The organism is Thalassomonas sp. RHCl1 (genome assembly GCF_947387555.1).
GTDB lineage: Bacteria > Pseudomonadota > Gammaproteobacteria > Enterobacterales > Alteromonadaceae > Thalassomonas.
Genome location: NZ_CANDNZ010000002.1, coordinates 789359 through 807183, shown reverse-complemented (window position 1 = coordinate 807183; position 17825 = coordinate 789359). Strand labels below are relative to the sequence as shown.

The following is a 17825-nucleotide window of genomic DNA, read 5'->3' as shown; positions in this document are numbered from 1 at the left end:
ATGGAGCACAGTGAAAGCGTTCAATGTCAAAGCAGGCTTAAGCTCGGTAATCTGCTCGGCACCTGGGTGAATGTCAATGCCCGGGGGGATTTTATCACTCGCTTTACCCTTAACTTAGACGGCGAAGTCTTGAAGTTAACCATTTTATCGACATCCGGGGAATATGAGCAAACACAGCTTCTCCTGGATGTTCATCCCGTGGCCAATCCCGGCAGTGAGCTGGCCACGGGTTTTTATCACTATCAACAGCCGTCGGGATTAACTGTTGCCGCCAATGAAAAAAATGGTGTTCTGGTGCTGCAAAGTTACCGAGAAATGGATAACCCTTTAAACCCTTATCAGCAGAAGGGGACCGGTCATAGCCGCCAAACAGAGAAGCTATTAAGCCGGGAATTTTATTACCGGCAAACAAGTTTACCAGCCGATGAGCAAGTCTCCTTAACCGGGTTTTCCCCGGCAAATGAAGATAATGCCGGGGAGAGCACAACAGGGGCAAATATCCAGGCACAGGAAGATTTTCAGGCTTTGCCTGGCTGTTGGCATAATACGCATCGCCACAGCAGCTGGATGCAGGCCTTTTCTATTGAAAAGACCTCTTCAGGTTGGGTCCTGGAAGTTTTTGGCGACTGTAACGGAGTGACCTGGCCCAGGATGTCATTAACCCCCTATAGCTTTGATCAACAGGAAATGGGCTTTATTGCCTATTGCGAATTAGACAGTATCAGCGGTTTATTTTGTGCATATTCGAATAAGGGCTTAATGGTTGTTACGGTATTTTTCGCTGTCAATAACACCGGGCCTGAACAATTGACAGATAAAACCTTTTGCCGTGAATTTTATGTTCATCAGGCCCGTCCTGGTGCAGCAGACAGCTAACATGTCTTTATTTCAGGCATTACACACAGCAACAGCCACATTCAATGCGGGACTTTTACAGGGATGGTTATGAAAAGCCAGATAAGAACAACAGTTAACGCGGCGGACCCCGGTGTGATGATCACCGCACTTGAGTCCTTGTCACAGGAAGTGTTTAGCCAAAGGGCCCGGGACTACGATCTTCAGGCCAGGTTTCCGGCGGAGAATTTTACCGATCTTTTTCATATCAATGCCTTAGCGGCCCCGGTTGCCCCCGGTTTTGGCGGCCTCGGATTTGCGCCTGAATACGGCAATGTCAATGCCCTGTGGCAAATGACCCGGGCCATCGCCAAAGCCGATTTATCCTTTGCCCGTTGCTGGGAAGGTCATAATAATGCCCTGATGCTGATAGATAAATTGGCCAAAACAGAGCAAAAGCAGCGTTGGTTTAGCGAGGTGATGCAAAAAGGCCATCGCTGGGCCGCCTGGAGCGGAGAGCCGCAAACTAAGTTGCCCCACCAGCAATACAGCATAGGCACCCGGATAGAAAAACGGGACTCGGGTTATGTGATCAACGGCAACAAGGTTTTTGCCACCAGTGCCGTGGGGGCCAACCGGGCGATTTTACTGGTGAGCCTGGCCGGGCCGGGAGGGGCCAGGGAGGTAAGCGACGGGGAAAACAATCTGCTGATGCTGGCCTGTGATCTATCCGATCCCAGCATCAGCTTTGACGGCGACTGGTGGGATCCTATCGGTATGCGCTCTACCGTGTCCTACAAGGTTAATTTTGATAATACTTTTATTCCGGCAAAAGATTGTATCGGGGAAGTCGGCGAGTTCCTGACCCGGGATATGCAAAGCCGCTTTACTCCCCATTACGGCGTCAGTTTTCTCGGGGCATTGGATGCCGCCTATGAATATGCCCTTAACCTGGTCAACTCCCAGCAAAGGCAGCAGGACCCTTATGTACAACAACATATTGCCCGGGTGAAACTCAATATCGATACCTTAAGTTTATGGATGGAGCAGGTGGCACAGAGCTTAGATCAACAGCAATTTGACCGTGCCCGCGAGCAGGGGGCTCAATTTCGTTTCCTGGCAGAGCAACTGGCACAGGAGGGGGTTGCCTTATGCATTAAGATTTGCGGCGCCCGGGCACTGAATAAACCCAGTGTGCTGGAGCGCATCTACCGGGATCTGAGTATTTATGTCCAGCATGACAATGCCGATCACATCCTGGCCACCATAGGCAGGCGGGCGCTGGGAGTAAAGGTTGATAATGCCTTTTTTAAATTAAAAGCCTGACAGGCAAAACCAGGAGTCTTGTTAACAACAGTTCAGGGTGAAAGCAGGAAGAATAAAAGCAGATCAGGAGTTTGCCAATGAAACATCAAGCGCAGTATTATCCCGTTGCTGTCAGCATCTGGCTGCTGGCTCTGGGTTATTTTGCTTTTTATATTCCCTACAGTGCCTTGATTAAAGCCCTTTCTTCCGGTTTATTGGCAAACCTTGGGGTGAGCAGCAATGTGCAGGCCCTCAACCCGTCGGCATTTTTACCTTGGGTACTGCTCGGCACGGTATTGACTATGCCGTTGATCATTTATGCCCTGGGCTGGTACCGCTTTCTTAAAAGTGAAAAGAGCAGCTTTAGTGAAACCTTTACGGGCATCAACCGCTGGGCCGCCTGCTCCGGGCTGGCGTTCTCTGTCATTATTGTCACCACGACACTGGCCTACAGCTTTGTCGGGGTCTCGATAGTTTTTGCCTTATTGCTGATGCGAGGCGGGGTATTGATGATGTCGCCTTTGGTGGATCATTTTTCCGGGCGGCAAGTGCATTGGTATTCCTGGGGCGGGCTCGTGTTAAGTTTATTTGCCGTCGCCCTGGCCCTGGCACAGGCGGCAGAATATCAGCTTGCCCCCTTGGTACTCCTTAATCTGGCGGCCTACCTTAGTGGCTATATATTCAGGCTCAGGTTAATGTCCCATTATGCCAAAGATGCGCAGGAGTCGGTGAACCGGCAGTTTTTTGTCCAGGAAAATACTGTGGCGATGTCGGCTTTGCTTGTCATTGCTGTGTTCACTGTGATTTTCCACCTCAACAGCGGACAAATATCCTTTGCTGATTATCTCTCGGTCATGGTGAGTTCCAAGGTGATTTATCCGGCGATGATGATCGGAGCTTTCTATGGCATTTTAGCCGTTTTTGGCAGTTTGATTTATTTGAACCGGCGGGAGAATACCTTTGCCATTCCGGTGAACCGCTGTGCCAGCTTATTATCCGGGGTCTGCGCCTCGTTCATTTTATACTTCTTCTTTGCCGGGCAGGAGCTCAGTGTTATTCAGCTCAGCAGTGCCTTTGCCATCTGTCTTGCTTTGACCTTAATGTCATTTTTCGACAGCAAGCAGATATCCGGACATCCTCATTCGCTGGAAAACCCGCTGCAACGCATCTGGCTGTTTATTTGCGACGGCAACCGTATGCGTTCGCCTATGGCGGCGGCCATTTGCAATAAGGTGCTGGAAAGACATTTTCAGCAGACATGCCCGGAGGAAAAGACCCGGGATATATATGCCGAAAGTGCCGCCTTGCAATTGGGGCAACAGCGAACGATGCCGGAGGCGGCCAGAGCGGCTTTGGCGGACTTTGATATTGAGCTGGATGAGCACCGGGCACAACAGGTGACGGAGGAGCATATTCACCGGGCAGAGAAAATTTATTGCATGAATGAGAGCCAGTGCCGGGAACTGATTGCCCTTTATCCCTGGATAGCGGCGAAAGTGATCAACCTGGGCGGTGAAGCCGAGATAGCCAAACCCGAAGGTTTGCACAAGCAGCACTTTATTGCCCTGGGCAATATTCTCCATCAGCATATTCAGGGGCTGTTAACGTCTGTGACTATGGATGAGCCGGTACTCGAAAACGGACTGGAGCGTAAAAATGTCTGAGCAAGTAACCAAAAGAGCCGTCAGGGCCCCCTTAAAAATCCACTGGCGTCTTTGCCAGGGAGGGGAGCAACAGGGCCAGTCTTATAAATCTTCCGGTTGTGGCTTGCAGCGAACCCGCCACACTATGGGGCAATCCCCCGAAAGCGGTCAGGTGGATTTAGCGCAGCAACTGGCCTTTACCCGGGAAGCCGAGGAGCTGGGATTTGATTCCCTGCTGATTGACTTTAATTTGCAAAAACCGGATCCCGTGCTGTTAGCCCTGGCACTGGGTCTGCAAACGCAAAAGATAAAGTTTATTATCGCTTGCCGCTCCGGGCTGATGCCGCCAAGTTATTTTGTTCAAACACTTAATACCTTGTCCCAATTGCTCCCCCGCCGCTTTTCCCTGAACATGGTGGCGGGCCACTCCCCGAAAGAGCAACATGCCTACGGGGATTTTCTTGAACATGATCAGCGCTTTAAGCGCACCGAAGAGTTTCTGGCCATTTGCCGGCAACTGTGGGCTAATACCGGTGAGGTTGATTTTTCCGGCGAATATTATCAGCTTTTTAATGCCAGGGTCGGTACGTCTTTTTTATCTGCCGGTTTAAACGGGCCTGAATGCTTTATCGCCGGCAGTTCGCCGCAGGCATTATCACTTGCCACTGGCCAGGGGGATACCTGGATCAGTCTGGCAAGATTACCTGAGGATATGGCGCCATTGGCGGATCAAATGCTCAGTGCCGGTAAAGAGGTGGCAATCCGTTTATCGGTGATCTGCAGGCCAACCCGGGCACAGGCCTGGGCCGCTGCCGAACATTTAGTGGCTTCGGGGGAGGAAAGTGAAGCTGCTGTCGGGGCGGTTAAAGCGGCGGAGAAAAACTTTGTCCAGCAAAGCGATTCTTATGGCATCAAGCAATGCCACCAGGAAGCGAATTCTGACAGATCACCCTGGCTCAGTGAAATATTATGGAATGGTGCGGTCAAGACCCATGGAGCTACCGCCATTGCCCTGGTGGGAGCACCGCAAGAGATCGCACAGGCCATTAAAGCCTATCAGGCAATAGGGGTGAGCCAGTTTATTTTTTCAGGCTGGCCCCAGTTAGATGAAATGCGGATTTTTGCTAAGCGGGTATTGCCTTTACTGATGCCGTAATAAGCGGTGTGAATAAAAGAGAAAACGCGATGCAGCCGGGTATGTTAACCAGGCGAGTATCAAACGGCCTTAGCTGTCTTGGTCGGATAACATCACGGATAAGATGATTTTTTGGTGTCATAACCAGGAGAAAGACAATGGGCAGTGGTGATGATCTTTTTGGCTTGATAAAAGCCTTGTTAATGCGCCCCATGCGCGTGATAAAGCAGGCAATGACGCTTGGCCTGTTATCTGTATTGGTGGGCAGTTGCGCCCAGGCCCCTAATTTACCCCAGGCCGGATATCCGTCAGCAGCAGATAACCGCTGTCAAATCGGCGGCAAGGTTGAGCGGATAGTCAAAGTCAATATGGTGGCGTTAAACCAGCCTTTTTGGTACAACCGCCTGGGCGCTTCGCAGCTTAACGGCATGATCTTCGCGCTTTCCTCCGATTTGATCTATACCGGCAGCGACAGCGATAATGGCAATGCCTTATTGGCGGATTTGCAGGCAGGAAAAGCCGGAAATTACTGGGATTTGATCGACAATGTCAGCCTGCGCCATGACAAAAGGCCCAGACCCATAGTACTGCGCGCCAATGTTCATGATTGCCTGGATATACATTTTACCAATTTGCTGGCACCGGCGCCGCAAGAGCTCACCAGTTTCGCCGGGGTGCATATTGAAGGCACCGAGGTTTTTTCGACAAGGCTTAATAACCCTGAGGCGATCAAAAATGACGGCGCCTATATCGGGAAAAACGCCAATAACCTGGCATCACCCGGATTTAGCAAGGACTACTCGCTGTTTATCCCCGCCGAAGGCACCTTTGTGCTCTACAGCGCCGCCGATAATTTCAGTAATTTTTTTCAGGGACAGTTAACCTTTGGCTTGTTCGGTTCATTAAATGTCCAGCCCAAGGGGGCCGAATATTACCGCAGCCAGGTAAGCGAGCAGGTTATGCTGGCAGCAACAAAAAAAGACGCTTCAGGCAATCCGGTTAAAACTGCCAGCGGACAGCCGCAAATCGATTATCAGGCGCATTATACCGGCAGCAATAAGCCGGTACTTAATATGTTAAGCCCACTTGATGGCCAGGCAAATACTTTTGAGCTGGTTTATTCCGATCCCACCGCCATTATTACCGGACCCGATGCCGGACGTTTTCAGCCGGGTAGCCGGCCTTTTGGCGACGGCCCGCAATATCCGCAGCCGTTGGAGCCTTACCGGGAGTTTAATATTATGTATCATGAGCCGGTCAGGGCGGAGCAGGCCTTTGCCGCCTTTGCCGGCGGCGCTTCCAATACCAATGGCAATACCTTTGCCGCCGGGGGAGATTTTTTTGCCATCAACTACGGCATGGCGGGCATAGGGCCGGAAATTTATTCTAACCGTATCAATGTCGGTCCCATGTACGACTGCGCCACTTGTGCCTATGAAGAATTCTTTTTAAGCTCCTGGACCGTGGGAGATCCTGCCATGGTGGTGGATATCCCCGCCAACTTCTGCTCGGAAAATCACCCGATTGGCCAGCCTACGGATGTGCGCGACCCCAATCCGCCCAATTGTCAGCCGAGGCTGGGGAAAAAAGCGACCAAGGCTTTTTATCCCGACGATCCCGCCAATGTCTACCACAGCTATATGAACGATCATGTGAAAATGCGCATTCACCACGGTGCCGGCACTTTGCATCATCTGCACCACTTGCATGCCCACCAGTGGCTGCATTCCCCCAACAGCGATGACAGCCATTATTTGGACAGCCAGCTGATTGGTCCGGGATCTTCTTTTACTTTGGATATGGTGTATAACAGCAGCGGCAACCGCAACCAGACGGTGGGGGATTCTATTTTCCATTGCCATTTTTATCCGCATTTTGCCGAAGGCATGTGGGGCTTGTGGCGGGTGCATGATGTCTTTGAGCAAGGCACAGTGCTGAGTGATAACGGCAGACCGGCAACAGGCAGCCGAGCTTTACCCGACGGCGAGATTGCCGCCGGTACCCCGATCCCGGGCATAGTGCCTTTGCCTACCATCGCCATGGCACCGTTGCCGGGCGAAGTGCATATTGAAAACGGCCAGATAGTACTGCCGGATATCAGTGTTTCCACCAATAGCGACGGCCGCTATGTCGGTAAGCTTGCCGACGGTACGGTTTATCAAAATCCCGGTTATCCGTTTTTTATTCCCGGTATTGCCGGGGAAAGGGCGCCGCATCCGCCGCTGGACTTTGCCCAAACAGCCAGCGACGGCGAGCTTAACGGTGGCTTGCCCCGCCATGTGGTTTATAAACCAGGCACATTTTTTGCCGATCCCAAAGATCCCGGCACCATAGCCTTTGATAACTACGATCCTGAAATTGTTGAATATCATAATAAATTTGATTTCAGTAAATTTACCCATGTTTTACAGGGCACTACTTTACCGGAAGATGGCACCAACATAGAGAAAGTGGCCATGGGGGCGCATGCCACCCGCACCCATAATTCCAGCACGCCTCAGGGTGTCGCGGATAAATTTGTCTTAAACGGCTTATTACAGCAAAAGGGGGCGCCTTATGCCGATCCCTGTGCGACTAACTCCAGCAGCCAGTTTTTAGCGACACCGACGCCGACGCCCCCGGATAAATTACGCCACTATCGCGGCGTGGATATGCAAATGGATGTGGTACTCAATAAAAAAGGCTGGCATTACTCCCAGCAGCGCTTTGGCGTGTTATGGCAGGATCTGCTGCCGACCCTGAACAGGCAAAGACCGCCGGAGCCGTTATTTTTCAGGGCCAATTCCGGGGATTGCGTCAACTATTGGTTTGCCAATGTCGTACCTGAATATTACGAGCTGGATGATTTTCAGGTGCGCACCCCCACCGATATCCTCGGCCAGCATATTCACCTGGTGAAATTTGACGTTACTTCATCCGACGGCGGCGCCAACGGCTGGAACTATGAAGACGGTACTTTCAGCCCGCAAACCGTGGTGGAACGCATAGCCGCCTTTAATAACGGCAAGCTGGACAACCATAACGGCGCCCTCACGGCAAAAGCGCCCACCTGGCTGTGTAATGAGCTGACCGGCAGCAATAAAAGCGATTGTCTTGACCGGGCCGCTAATGAATGGCGTGGCGCGCAAACCACGGTACAGCGCTGGTATGCGGATCCCCAGCTTAACGATCTGGGAGAAGACCGTACCATGCGCACCGTTTTTACCCATGATCATTTCAGTCCTTCCACCCATCAGCAGGCGGGTTTGTATATGGGGCTGCTAATAGAACCGGAAGGTTCGGTGTGGAAGCATTCGGAAACCGGCGTACCGCTTAATACCCGGCTGGACGGCGGGCCCACCAGCTGGCAGGCCATTATCGAAACGAAAGAGCCGTCGGACAGTTACCGGGAGTTTATGCTTGAGTTTCAAGATTTCCAGCTCGCATATACCAAGGACGGCTTAAGGCCTGCGCCTTGTATCACCGGGGCTGACGGCAGCTTGCCCGCCAGCTGTTACCCTAAAATAAACAGTACGCTTTCCTACGGCTCCAGCGACAGCTTTAACCAGGCGCTGGACAGCATCTGCCTGGTAACAACCACCAATGACCTGTGCCAAAACAAGGATGTGAACGGCAATGATGCCGATTATGTTGCTGCCATCCAGAGCTTTACCCGCGGCTATTCTGGTTACCTGGCACCGGATTTTGCCATTAGCCCGCCGCAAAAACAGGCGGGTGAAGTGCAAACCCCGACCCTGATCAGCACCACGCCGCCGTTTGCCTTAGGCACTTATTCGGTGAACTACCGCAATGAACCTTTGCCCTTTAGGGTCTGGGATCCGACCCCGATAGACAGCAACGGCAAACAGGCACAAACTTCGGGACCTAAAGGGGATCTTGCTTATGTCTATAACTCCATTAAACGCGCCGATCCCGAGCTCAGCACTCAGACGCCAGTTGGGGCAAGCACCACAGCGCTCAGTGCCGGTGTATATCCGGACGATCCCTATACGCCGTTGATGAGGATGTACCAGGGGGACAAGGTACAAGTACGCACCCTGGTGGGGGCACATATCAATATGCATAATTTCAGTATGCAGGGCTTTCGCTGGCTGTTTGAACCGGCGAATAAGAATTCTGGTTACCGCAGTAACCAGCCCATGGGCATATCCGAGCATTTTGAAATGCTCTTTGATGTGCCCGTCTCCAGTGTGAATTCAGGGCAAAGCTTGGCAGATGCCGGGGATCCCACCCAGATAGCAGGGTGTAATTACCGGGCAAGGGAGCGGGTGCAGTTTGCCGATTACCTTTATAACCCGAGCTCGGAAGAAAATGGCCTGCTTAACGGCAATTGGGGACTGATGCGCGCTTACCAGCAAGGGCGCCAGGATCTCTGTCTCGAGCCTTTGCCGGGTAAACGGGCAAAAGCCGTAAACAGAAAAACACCACCGGCATGTCCTGTTGATGCCAAGCAACGTACTTATAATGTGGTAACAGTAACCGCCGCCCAACTCCCCGACGGCAAACTGATTTACAGCGACAGGGAGCGGTTGAGCGATCCCAATGCCTTGCTGTACTTTGGCTGCGATGTCAGCGTCGAAGGCAGTGAATGTACCCATGATAAACTGTTGGCGAACCTGCCGGGCCAGAGCGCCGCCCGGCATATTGAACCTTTTGTGCTCAGGGCCGCAGCCGGGGAATGTATCACGGTTAACCTGGCCAATAAGTTTAAAACATCAGGGGATGCTTTTCCGGTTGCCGAAACCATTAATGCCCCCAACGGGCAAAATGCCTTGTTGCAGTTCCGTTATACCTCAGATCAGGCCACCGGGGATAACTGCAAAAAGCTTTATTACGATAAATGGCAATGTGACATGAAGTTGCAGGCCTCGAAACAGGCGGCCTTGGCGCCGCAATTGGTTTCCTACGATATCAACAAGGATAATGGCGTTAACCTGGGGTTTAACGAGAACCAGAGTGTGCCTTTGGGAGATATGCGCACCTATACCTGGTATGCGGGGATAACCAGGGATAATAGCGACGGCAGCCGCAGTTTTATCCCGGCAGAATTTGGCAGCGCCAACCTGCTTACCGCAGATCCCATCAAGCAGACCCGTTACGGCATGCTGGCGGGTATGGTGATAGAGCCCGCCGGTTCCTGCTGGAGCTCGCAAGACGGCAGTAAAACCACTTGTCCTTCCTCTATGGGATTGGGGGTCGCTCAGGTTGCATCTGCCAGCGATTCTCTAACCGGTGTTAACGCTACTGTGCACTTGCCGCCGGGCAGTGAGCAGGGCGGGAAAAATTATTTTAGGGAATATGTGATCATGTTGCAGGAGCAGTTGGCATTTTCCAAGTTCACCAACACCATCAATTACGGTGTTGAGCGCATGGCGGGTAAAGACTCGGGTCAAAATGCCGGGGAGACTGTGATTGACGGTGTGGTGCAGGGGCGGGGCCGCTACCGGGATACCGTGGCCAGCGGCACTAATGTCGGTCAGCCGGATAAATACCAGCTGGATATGGCCTGTGCCTTTGCCAATGATCTTGGTAAACCTTACCCCAATGATCCCGACGGTACGCCTTTAGGTGAGCCGGAAACCTCGATATTCCATGCTAACCCCGGGGATCCGGTTCGTTTTCGGGTAATGGAGCCCCATGGCGCCGATCAACATGTTTTTGAATTGTTTGGCCATGTCTGGCAGGAAGAGCCTTATGGCATGGATTCAACCGTGATCACCAATAATCCGGATTCACAGTGGCAGGGCTCCCGCATGGGAGTCAGCGCCGCCGATCGCTTTGATATCGTGCTGCCAAGTGCCGGCGGCACTTTTGCCAGCCCGGGAGACTATTTGTATCGTTCATATCCGGGGGGAGATCAAAACTATGGCATGTGGGGCATCTTCAGGGTCGGTGAACCGGGTAAGGATTATATGACGGCTAATATCCGGCCGTTAGTGTGCGTGCCGCAAAGAAATGCCAATGATCCTGACGATCTTCAATATATTTATGCGGACAAACTGTTTGATAACTACCAATTACCCAGTGGTTGTACCTTAGTTACCCCGGCGACTGTACCGCAAACCGTGACTTGTAGTTAGTGTAAGTGACCCGGTTATTTTTGAAAAAATTGTCCGGGCTTTTGGCTGCTGTTAGTGCCGAACAGGTGATGGTTAACAGTAAAGAGTGGAGAGAAAAAATCTATGCATAAGCTGTTAATGCTGAGTTTAGTTAAACCCTTAAATAAAGTGCTGAAAAAAGCGCTGCTGATGATGCTTGCCATGTTTTTTGCGCTGGTGCTGGCGGATGTTGCTAACGCTTCAGCTATTTCCCAAAAAGGTATTGTCCAAAACGGTATCAAGGTGGATTTTAGCTTATCTGCGCTGCAACAGGAGGAGAGTCAGGATAAAGAGAAAATGCCCGAAGTAGTCTTTGCCGACAGTGATGCGGTGTTTAATTTTACCATTACCGACGGCAGCGGCGCGCCGGTTTCCGGTGTTTATCCGGCGGGCTGGATGCAACGCCGCGCCGAAAGCATTCCCAATACCCCGGCTAGCTGTAAAAACATGGTGAAAAGCTTTATCGGCGGCTCGATCCTGGCTCAACCCACGGTTAACCTTAACACCTATTATGTGCTGGTAATGAACCAGGATGCCACTATCTCCGTGGTCGATCCCCTGTTTCATTTTGGCGGCAGCAATCTGCTGACTATGGTGGCGTTATCCAGTCCGGGCTTTGACTGGCAGTTGGCTGAGGTGCGGCAAAGGTTATTTGTCTCACTGCCGAAAAGCCGGCGCCTGGCGGTGGTCGACAGCCAAAGCTTTCAGGTCATAACCGAGATGAAAATATCGGGCATACCCAAAGCAATGGCCTTGCAGCAGGATCAGCACTACCTTTGGCTTGCCTATGAGGGCAGGAAGGAAACACAAGCCGGGCAAGCAACGGGTCAGGGAGTGCTGGTGATAGATACCCGCAGCCTGGAGCCGGTCGCTGATTTCCCCCTGGGAGCCGGGCCGCATCAGTTTGCCTTTTCTGGCGATGATCAATATGCCTTTATTGCCGCTGAGGGGGCAGCTCAGCTGACAGTTATTGATGTTGCCGGTCTGAGCCCTGTAAAAACCTTGCCTAGCGGCAAAAGCCCGGTCAGCCTGGCCTATTCCCGGGCAGCCGATGCCGTCTATATCAGTAATAGCAGCGACGGCACAGTTACTAGTGTTAATGCCAGCAGTTTGACGATAAATAAAGTGATCTCCCTGGATCCGGGCATTCGCGATCTTGCTTTTGCGCCGAATGGCCGCCATGGCATAGTCGTCAATCCGGTAAATGATCATGTCTATATCCTGGATAGTTTAAATGACAAAATCACCAAACAAGGTAAGGTGGAGCAGGGGCCGGATCAGGTTAATTTCAGCGATACCCTGGCCTACATTCGTCACCGCGGCAGCGAAACGGTTTTAATGATACCTATGGATGCCATTGTCGATGAAGAGGTTTCGTTGCAGGTGGTGGACTTTCCCGGCGGGGAGCAAGGTTTCGGTCTTGCCACCACACCTGCTGCGGGCATTATTCAGGCGCCGGGGGAAAATGCTGTGCTTATTGCCCATCCCAAAGATAAACAAATTTATTATTACAAAGAAGGCATGGCGGCCCCTATGGGCAGTTTTAAAAATTTCAGCCGCAGTGCCCGTGCCGTGATTGCTGTTGACCGCAGTTTACAGGAAGTTAGCGCCGGCCAGTATCAGACGGTAGGGCGACTGGCCGAGGCTGGTACCTATGATGTTGCTTTTTTCCTGGAGTCCCCCCGCGTGGTGCATTGTTTTGAAGTCAGGGTGAAACCTGAAGCTGAACAGGAAGAAAGTCGCTTGTTGCAGGTGGCGGCAAGCTTAGTGCAGGAGAGGCAGGCTCAGCCATTAAAAGCGCAGCAAAACACGGCACTGACCTTTAAATTGGTGGATGCGAACAGCAAAGCTCCGATTGAAGGTTTGAAACAGCTTAGCAGTTTAACTGTCCTGGTGCCCGGGGTATGGAAAAGCCGCAGCAAGGTCACCGAGCTGGGGCAAGGTTTGTACCGCATCAACTGGCAGGCGCCGCAAAGCGGTGCTTATTATATCCAGCTGCTTGCCAACTGGCAGGCAATGAAAATGCAGGCACCCAGGCAAATGATGCTTGAGGTGATGTGAGTGTTATGAAGGACAACTGTATTTGTAACCCGGAGCAAATTGATTACATCATCAGTTACCGGGAGTCATCTGTCGACAGGAGAAAGGCGTTATTTTATGTGGTCTCCCGCCTTCATCAAACCTTCGACAAGCTTAATATTATTATCGTTGAGCAAGACGACTCGCCTAAGTTAACAGCTGATGATCTGCCTTATTGCCAGTTGATTTTTGTCTTTAATGCCGGTCTGTTTAATCGCGGCTGGTCAAACAATGTTGGCGTTAATGCCAGCATGCGTCCTTTTGTTGCTTTTGCCGACTGCGATATTTTTTTGACAAAGCAAAGTTATCAAAGCTGTTTTGACGCGCTGCAGGTATTTGATGCCGTGGATCCGAAAAAGTCTTATATCACCAATGTCGACTTAGCTATGCCCACTACAGATCTGGCAGAGGATAAAAAAATCGTTCAAGCAGACATGAGCCAGGTTTCGGCAACTTATACCATTAAAAACAGGCGTTATGGCAATACCTTTGCCGGCGGCATTTTTTTTATCCGCAGGCAAAGCTTGCAGGCTTTGGGTTTTTGGGATGAAAACTTTGAAGGCTGGGGCGGTGAAGACAATGCCATGGAGCATGTTATTCGTTTGTTTTTACGACAATGTCGGCTGCAGCTGGAAGTCTTTCATATCGATCACAGCCGTAGCTGGCTTGATACCCGCGCGCAACCCGGCTATCAAAGCAACAGCCAAAGGTGTCGCGCCATCTGCGCTATTCATGGTCAGGCGTTGCTGGAATATCTTAAGGAGAAAAAACAGTGCATCCCAGGAGCCATAGATAAATACCGGGTAAGTAAGCCTGAGCAAAACGCTCAAGCCAAAAATAAGCATAGAGACGAAGATGCGTATATTTGTTCAAGCCAGGCATAAATATCCGGCTGCTGTTGGCGGGCCCGGGGGAGGCAGGGTTTTTGACGCTTTGGTAAAAGGCCTGGCACAGCTTGGCCACCAGGTGGTTTATTATCTTGAAAATACTCTGGAAGAGAGTCTGGAAAATAGTCAGCAGATAAACCCGGAACAGGCAATCCCTGTAACCAAATTACCGGCTAATGTCTCTATCGTCTCTGAACCTGTTTTTGATGCTGATATTTATCATCTCAGAAGTGATTCCAGCTTAGGGGCTGAGCTTGAACGCCGGGGATTGCCTTGGGTGGCCACCTGTCATACCGATTTGGCTGTGCATGGATTAGCGCGAAGCCGTTGCCGGGAGAACTGGATTTATGTCTCTCCCTCGTTGGCACGTACTTATGACAGCAAACGTTTTATCTATAACGGTATAGATCCCAGCGAATTTACTTTCCGTGAACAAAAAAGCGATTATCTGCTGTTTGTTTCTGCCTTGCCCCTGGCGCGCCGCAAAGGACTGGATATTGCCATTGATTGTGCCCGTGAAGCGGGGGTAAAACTTGTGGTGGCAGGCTCTGGCCGCGATCAAGACCTGGTCAGGGAAATAACCAAGCTGTGTGATGTGCCCGGGGTTGAATATGTCGGTGAAATCTTTGGCAAACATAAAGCCGGTTTATTTGCCGGTGCCAGGGCGTTATTGTTTCCCACACAAATCAATGAAGCTTTTGGCCTGGTACTGGCAGAAGCCATGATCTCCGGCACCCCGGTGATCACCAGTGACAAGGGAGCCTGCATGGATATTGTTAACAGCAAAGTCGGCTTTGTCTGTCACCATTTCAGTCAATACCTGGAGGCTATCAAAGCCGTTGATAACCTGTCGGCGCACGCTTGCCGGCAACATGCCCTGGATTTATATCACTATCAGCATATGGCCCGGGCATATGTGCAGCAATACCGGTTGGAAATCAACAAGCATCGGGCAGCACAGGTGTGTATTACCTGACCTGCTTTATGCAAAAAAATAAAAACGGAAGCGTTAAAACTAATAAGGAGTTGAATAACAAAAATAAAAAAGCGGTAAAAGCTGTGGTTATAACTAAAGTTAAAGACGTAATTAACCTTGTAGTCATGATGTAAGGGGATTGGATCAGAAAAAAATAAGAGGCGTATATAATGGAAACAATAAATTTTATTGATCGCTCAAGTGAAACTAGTGTCCAGCAAGGGTTAACCTTTTTATGTGAACAACTTGAAACCCTGGGTATCCGGGCCAGATGGTACCCAAGAGTGGAAGAGGCGGATGCGGGGGCAATATTATTGCTGCATGACCCGGTAGATGAAGATAAAATACCTCCCGGTTGCCGGGTGCTGGGACAACGTTGCCTTAACCGGCGACAGCGTCTGGTACTGGCCGAGCGCTGCGGCTTACCTGTGGTCAGCTGGACTTCGGTGGCTGATATCAATGACATCCCCAAGCTGTTTGACCGTTGGGGGACGGATGCTTTTCTATTTAAAGCAGATTGGTCTTATTCCCGGGGCGGCATAAAATGCCTGACCCGACGAGATTGGCAGCCTTTTAATCCCCGGCGCTTTAACCCGGATGCCGATGTTTTTATGCGCATCCTCAACGGTAGTCCGGATACCCATAAGGTAGATCTTTTTTATGATCAGGCTTTCGCCTGCCGCCATATGCATACCCGCTCTGTTTTTGATCGCAAATTCTACAAGGGCTTTTATCAAAGAAGCGAGCTGGGTTTTATTCCTCCCCTTGAATCTGCCCTGGCAAAACTGGGCAAGGCCCTGACCCAATATGGCCAGGGGTTTAGCGGTGTTGACTTTATGTATGATGCCCAGGGGCAGCCCTGGGTGATAGAACTCAATACTTCTTCCCTCGGCCGCGAAGCCACCTGGAGCCGCTGGGGAGATGTCTATTTAAAAGGTTACCTGGCAGGGCTGACAAGTTGGATTAAAGCCGGTTGCCCGGCGAAATTTTGCCATGGCATCCCGGAAGATGCCGCGCAATTAAGCGAAATCAGCGGCGGTGCTTTGCCGCTGTCGCAGCCAGATGGCGCTATGGCTGCCGATCTGGGGACAACCCGGGTGACGAAAACCGAAAAATTACTCGACGGGATCCGTTGATGGAAGGCGGTCACAAATATGCCAGACGTGGTAAAAGCTCTGATATCAGTGCTCTTGTGGCCCTGACTACCTGTGCCCGTCCCGCCTTGATTGCGAAAAATTTACCGGGTTTGCAAACGCTGTTGCAGGGCTTACCCGGGTTTGATCTGGTGCTTGTGATTGACGGTTTATCGCTTTTGCCCAACAAGGAAACTTTGACGCTGGCACAGCAGCTAGGGGTTAACTGTGTTATCGCCGATTTTCCGGAAGGGGTTGGCGTGGCGAAAAACCGGGTAATGAGCTTATTCGGGGATTATGATTTTTATTTTTTCATTGAAGATGATGTAGAAGTGCTTAAGTCTGCGCTCTTTACCGCTCACATAGACGCCTATGAAAAAACCGGCATCCATCACTTTTCCCTGCATGAGCCATCCAGGCTACTCGAAGAGGGACAGCCAAGTTTCTTGCCGAGGGAAAAACCGGCAGCTGGCCCACAAAAAATCCGCCATGCCCGTTTCGGCAGCGCCCAGGTGAACTTTTTCAGCCAGCGGGCACTCGCCACGGTAGGCGGCTGGCACCGCCAGTTCGCTCTGCTTAGAAGGGGCGGGCATACCGAGCACAGTTATCGTATTTTTAATGCCGGACTGACTCCGGCACCTTTTAATTATATCGATGAGCTCAGCAGCAGTTGTTGTTGGCATAACCCGCCTTCGATAGTTTCGTGCGCGGGTCAGGCGGTGGCCGCCAACCGTTTATTTGCTATTGAGAATAGCCTGATCCGTCAGCAACTGGGGCCCCAAGCCTGGTATGCCAAATATCCAGGACGTTTATGCCTGTTTGGGCAAGGAGAGCAAGATGCATATCGTTATTTATAAATGGCGTACCCGGGAAGATTTCTTGTTACCCCGGTTATTTCCTGAGGCGGAGATCATCGAGGCAGAGCCCAGGGTAGATGATTGTCGTATCATCGCCAAAGCCAGGGAGATAGCCAATGTTCATCCGCAGCAAAACTTGTATTGGTTTTTTCAGATCAATTTATCCTACTGGCGGCTGTGGCTGACTCATCACAAAGAAACCGTTGAGACCTTAACCGAGTTGGGGTTTACGGTGATCAACAGTGAAGTCACCGATATCCGCAAACGCACCATACAGAGCCTGAACCGGCAATTAGGCCTGGTGGATGTTGAAATTGATCATCTTGAACCGGAGCAGGGCAAAATGCCGGTGATGGTGAAAAGTAATTACAATTATGGCGGTGAATTTGAGGCCAGTCTGCCTTCAGATCTCATGGTGGCATTGGGGGTTGAAGACATACATGATTGTCAGATAAAGGGGTTTGACAGCTATTTTAAAACCCGGTTAGCCGATGTGGAACAAACCCTGTGGCAGGATGAGGGGGTGATGATAGAAAGGTATATTGAAAATAAGGAGCGCAAGTTCTTTCGCTTTTACCGCTGTGGTAACCACAGCGTATTATCCATGATCATCAACGGTAACATCATTAAGAAGATGTTGCCGGGATTGCCGCGTAAAAACTGGTTTTTGAAATTTCAGCACAGTAAAAATCACGCCTATCAAACTCTGATCGACAATGCCAGCTTAATGCTGGAAACCATGGGCATGGGTTTTGGCGCTGTTGATATGGTAATGGATAATGATCACAAGGCGTATATTATTGATGTCAATCCTACCCCGGGCTGGGGGGCGGAAAAGCAGGATGAGGTGATTGCTTTTTTACGTCAGGGACTTTAAT

Annotated in this window: 11 protein-coding genes; all 11 read left to right on the top strand. The window is 51.0% G+C overall.

Going from position 1 to position 17825, the window contains the following annotated elements:
• The 11 genes from QL234_RS09540 to QL234_RS09490 all read left to right on the top strand — a co-directional run bounded on the left by QL234_RS09540 (position 1) and on the right by QL234_RS09490 (position 17824).
• Positions 1–876: a hypothetical protein gene (locus QL234_RS09540; RefSeq protein WP_281557585.1), complete on the top strand. Its 876-nt coding sequence runs from the start codon at positions 1–3 to the stop codon at positions 874–876.
• A 69-nt stretch (positions 877–945) separates the two neighbouring features.
• Positions 946–2160, top strand: coding sequence for an acyl-CoA dehydrogenase family protein (locus QL234_RS09535; protein WP_281557584.1), 1215 nt, complete (start codon positions 946–948; stop codon positions 2158–2160).
• A 77-nt stretch (positions 2161–2237) separates the two neighbouring features.
• The gene (locus QL234_RS09530; RefSeq protein ID WP_281557583.1) at positions 2238–3803 is read left to right on the top strand and encodes a hypothetical protein; all 1566 of its coding nucleotides are present in this window, start codon (positions 2238–2240) and stop codon (positions 3801–3803) included.
• The gene (locus tag QL234_RS09525) at positions 3796–4938 is read left to right on the top strand and encodes an LLM class flavin-dependent oxidoreductase (RefSeq protein WP_281557582.1); all 1143 of its coding nucleotides are present in this window, start codon (positions 3796–3798) and stop codon (positions 4936–4938) included. Before QL234_RS09530 ends, QL234_RS09525 begins: the two co-directional genes overlap by 8 nt.
• A 137-nt stretch (positions 4939–5075) precedes the next feature.
• Positions 5076–10997 (top strand): hypothetical protein, encoded by a 5922-nt coding sequence (locus QL234_RS09520; RefSeq protein WP_281557581.1) that lies wholly within the window; start codon positions 5076–5078, stop codon positions 10995–10997.
• A gap of 102 nt (positions 10998–11099) precedes the next feature.
• Positions 11100–13076 (top strand): hypothetical protein, encoded by a 1977-nt coding sequence (locus tag QL234_RS09515; protein ID WP_281557580.1) that lies wholly within the window; start codon positions 11100–11102, stop codon positions 13074–13076.
• A gap of 5 nt (positions 13077–13081) precedes the next feature.
• Positions 13082–13978: a galactosyltransferase-related protein gene (locus tag QL234_RS09510; RefSeq protein WP_281557579.1), complete on the top strand. Its 897-nt coding sequence runs from the start codon at positions 13082–13084 to the stop codon at positions 13976–13978.
• Positions 13950–14957, top strand: a complete 1008-nt coding sequence (locus QL234_RS09505) for a glycosyltransferase (protein WP_281557578.1) — start codon at positions 13950–13952, stop codon at positions 14955–14957. Before QL234_RS09510 ends, QL234_RS09505 begins: the two co-directional genes overlap by 29 nt.
• Before the next feature lie 170 nt (positions 14958–15127).
• Entirely contained in the window at positions 15128–16093 is a 966-nt protein-coding gene (locus tag QL234_RS09500; protein WP_281557577.1) for a hypothetical protein, read from the top strand.
• Positions 16093–16947 carry a hypothetical protein gene (locus QL234_RS09495; protein WP_281557576.1) on the top strand — a complete coding sequence of 285 codons (855 nt, stop codon included), beginning with the start codon at positions 16093–16095 and terminating at the stop codon, positions 16945–16947. Before QL234_RS09500 ends, QL234_RS09495 begins: the two co-directional genes overlap by 1 nt.
• The gene (locus QL234_RS09490) at positions 16928–17824 is read left to right on the top strand and encodes a hypothetical protein (RefSeq protein ID WP_281557575.1); all 897 of its coding nucleotides are present in this window, start codon (positions 16928–16930) and stop codon (positions 17822–17824) included. The genes QL234_RS09495 and QL234_RS09490 overlap by 20 nt, the downstream gene beginning before the upstream one ends.
• Position 17825 lies beyond the last annotated feature (1 nt).

Bases quoted from the DNA above. Each gene is read 5' to 3' on its own strand.
- QL234_RS09525 (WP_281557582.1), top strand. From the start codon at position 3,796: ATGTCTGAGCAAGTAACCAAAAGAGCCGTCAGGGCCCCCTTAAAAATC.
- QL234_RS09520 (WP_281557581.1), top strand. From the start codon at position 5,076: ATGGGCAGTGGTGATGATCTTTTTGGCTTGATAAAAGCCTTGTTAATG.
- QL234_RS09500 (WP_281557577.1), top strand. From the start codon at position 15,128: ATGGAAACAATAAATTTTATTGATCGCTCAAGTGAAACTAGTGTCCAG.
- QL234_RS09540 (WP_281557585.1), top strand. From the start codon at position 1: ATGGAGCACAGTGAAAGCGTTCAATGTCAAAGCAGGCTTAAGCTCGGT.
- QL234_RS09510 (WP_281557579.1), top strand. From the start codon at position 13,082: ATGAAGGACAACTGTATTTGTAACCCGGAGCAAATTGATTACATCATC.
- QL234_RS09515 (WP_281557580.1), top strand. From the start codon at position 11,100: ATGCATAAGCTGTTAATGCTGAGTTTAGTTAAACCCTTAAATAAAGTG.
- QL234_RS09495 (WP_281557576.1), top strand. From the start codon at position 16,093: ATGGAAGGCGGTCACAAATATGCCAGACGTGGTAAAAGCTCTGATATC.
- QL234_RS09530 (WP_281557583.1), top strand. From the start codon at position 2,238: ATGAAACATCAAGCGCAGTATTATCCCGTTGCTGTCAGCATCTGGCTG.
- QL234_RS09505 (WP_281557578.1), top strand. From the start codon at position 13,950: ATGCGTATATTTGTTCAAGCCAGGCATAAATATCCGGCTGCTGTTGGC.
- QL234_RS09535 (WP_281557584.1), top strand. From the start codon at position 946: ATGAAAAGCCAGATAAGAACAACAGTTAACGCGGCGGACCCCGGTGTG.
- QL234_RS09490 (WP_281557575.1), top strand. From the start codon at position 16,928: ATGCATATCGTTATTTATAAATGGCGTACCCGGGAAGATTTCTTGTTA.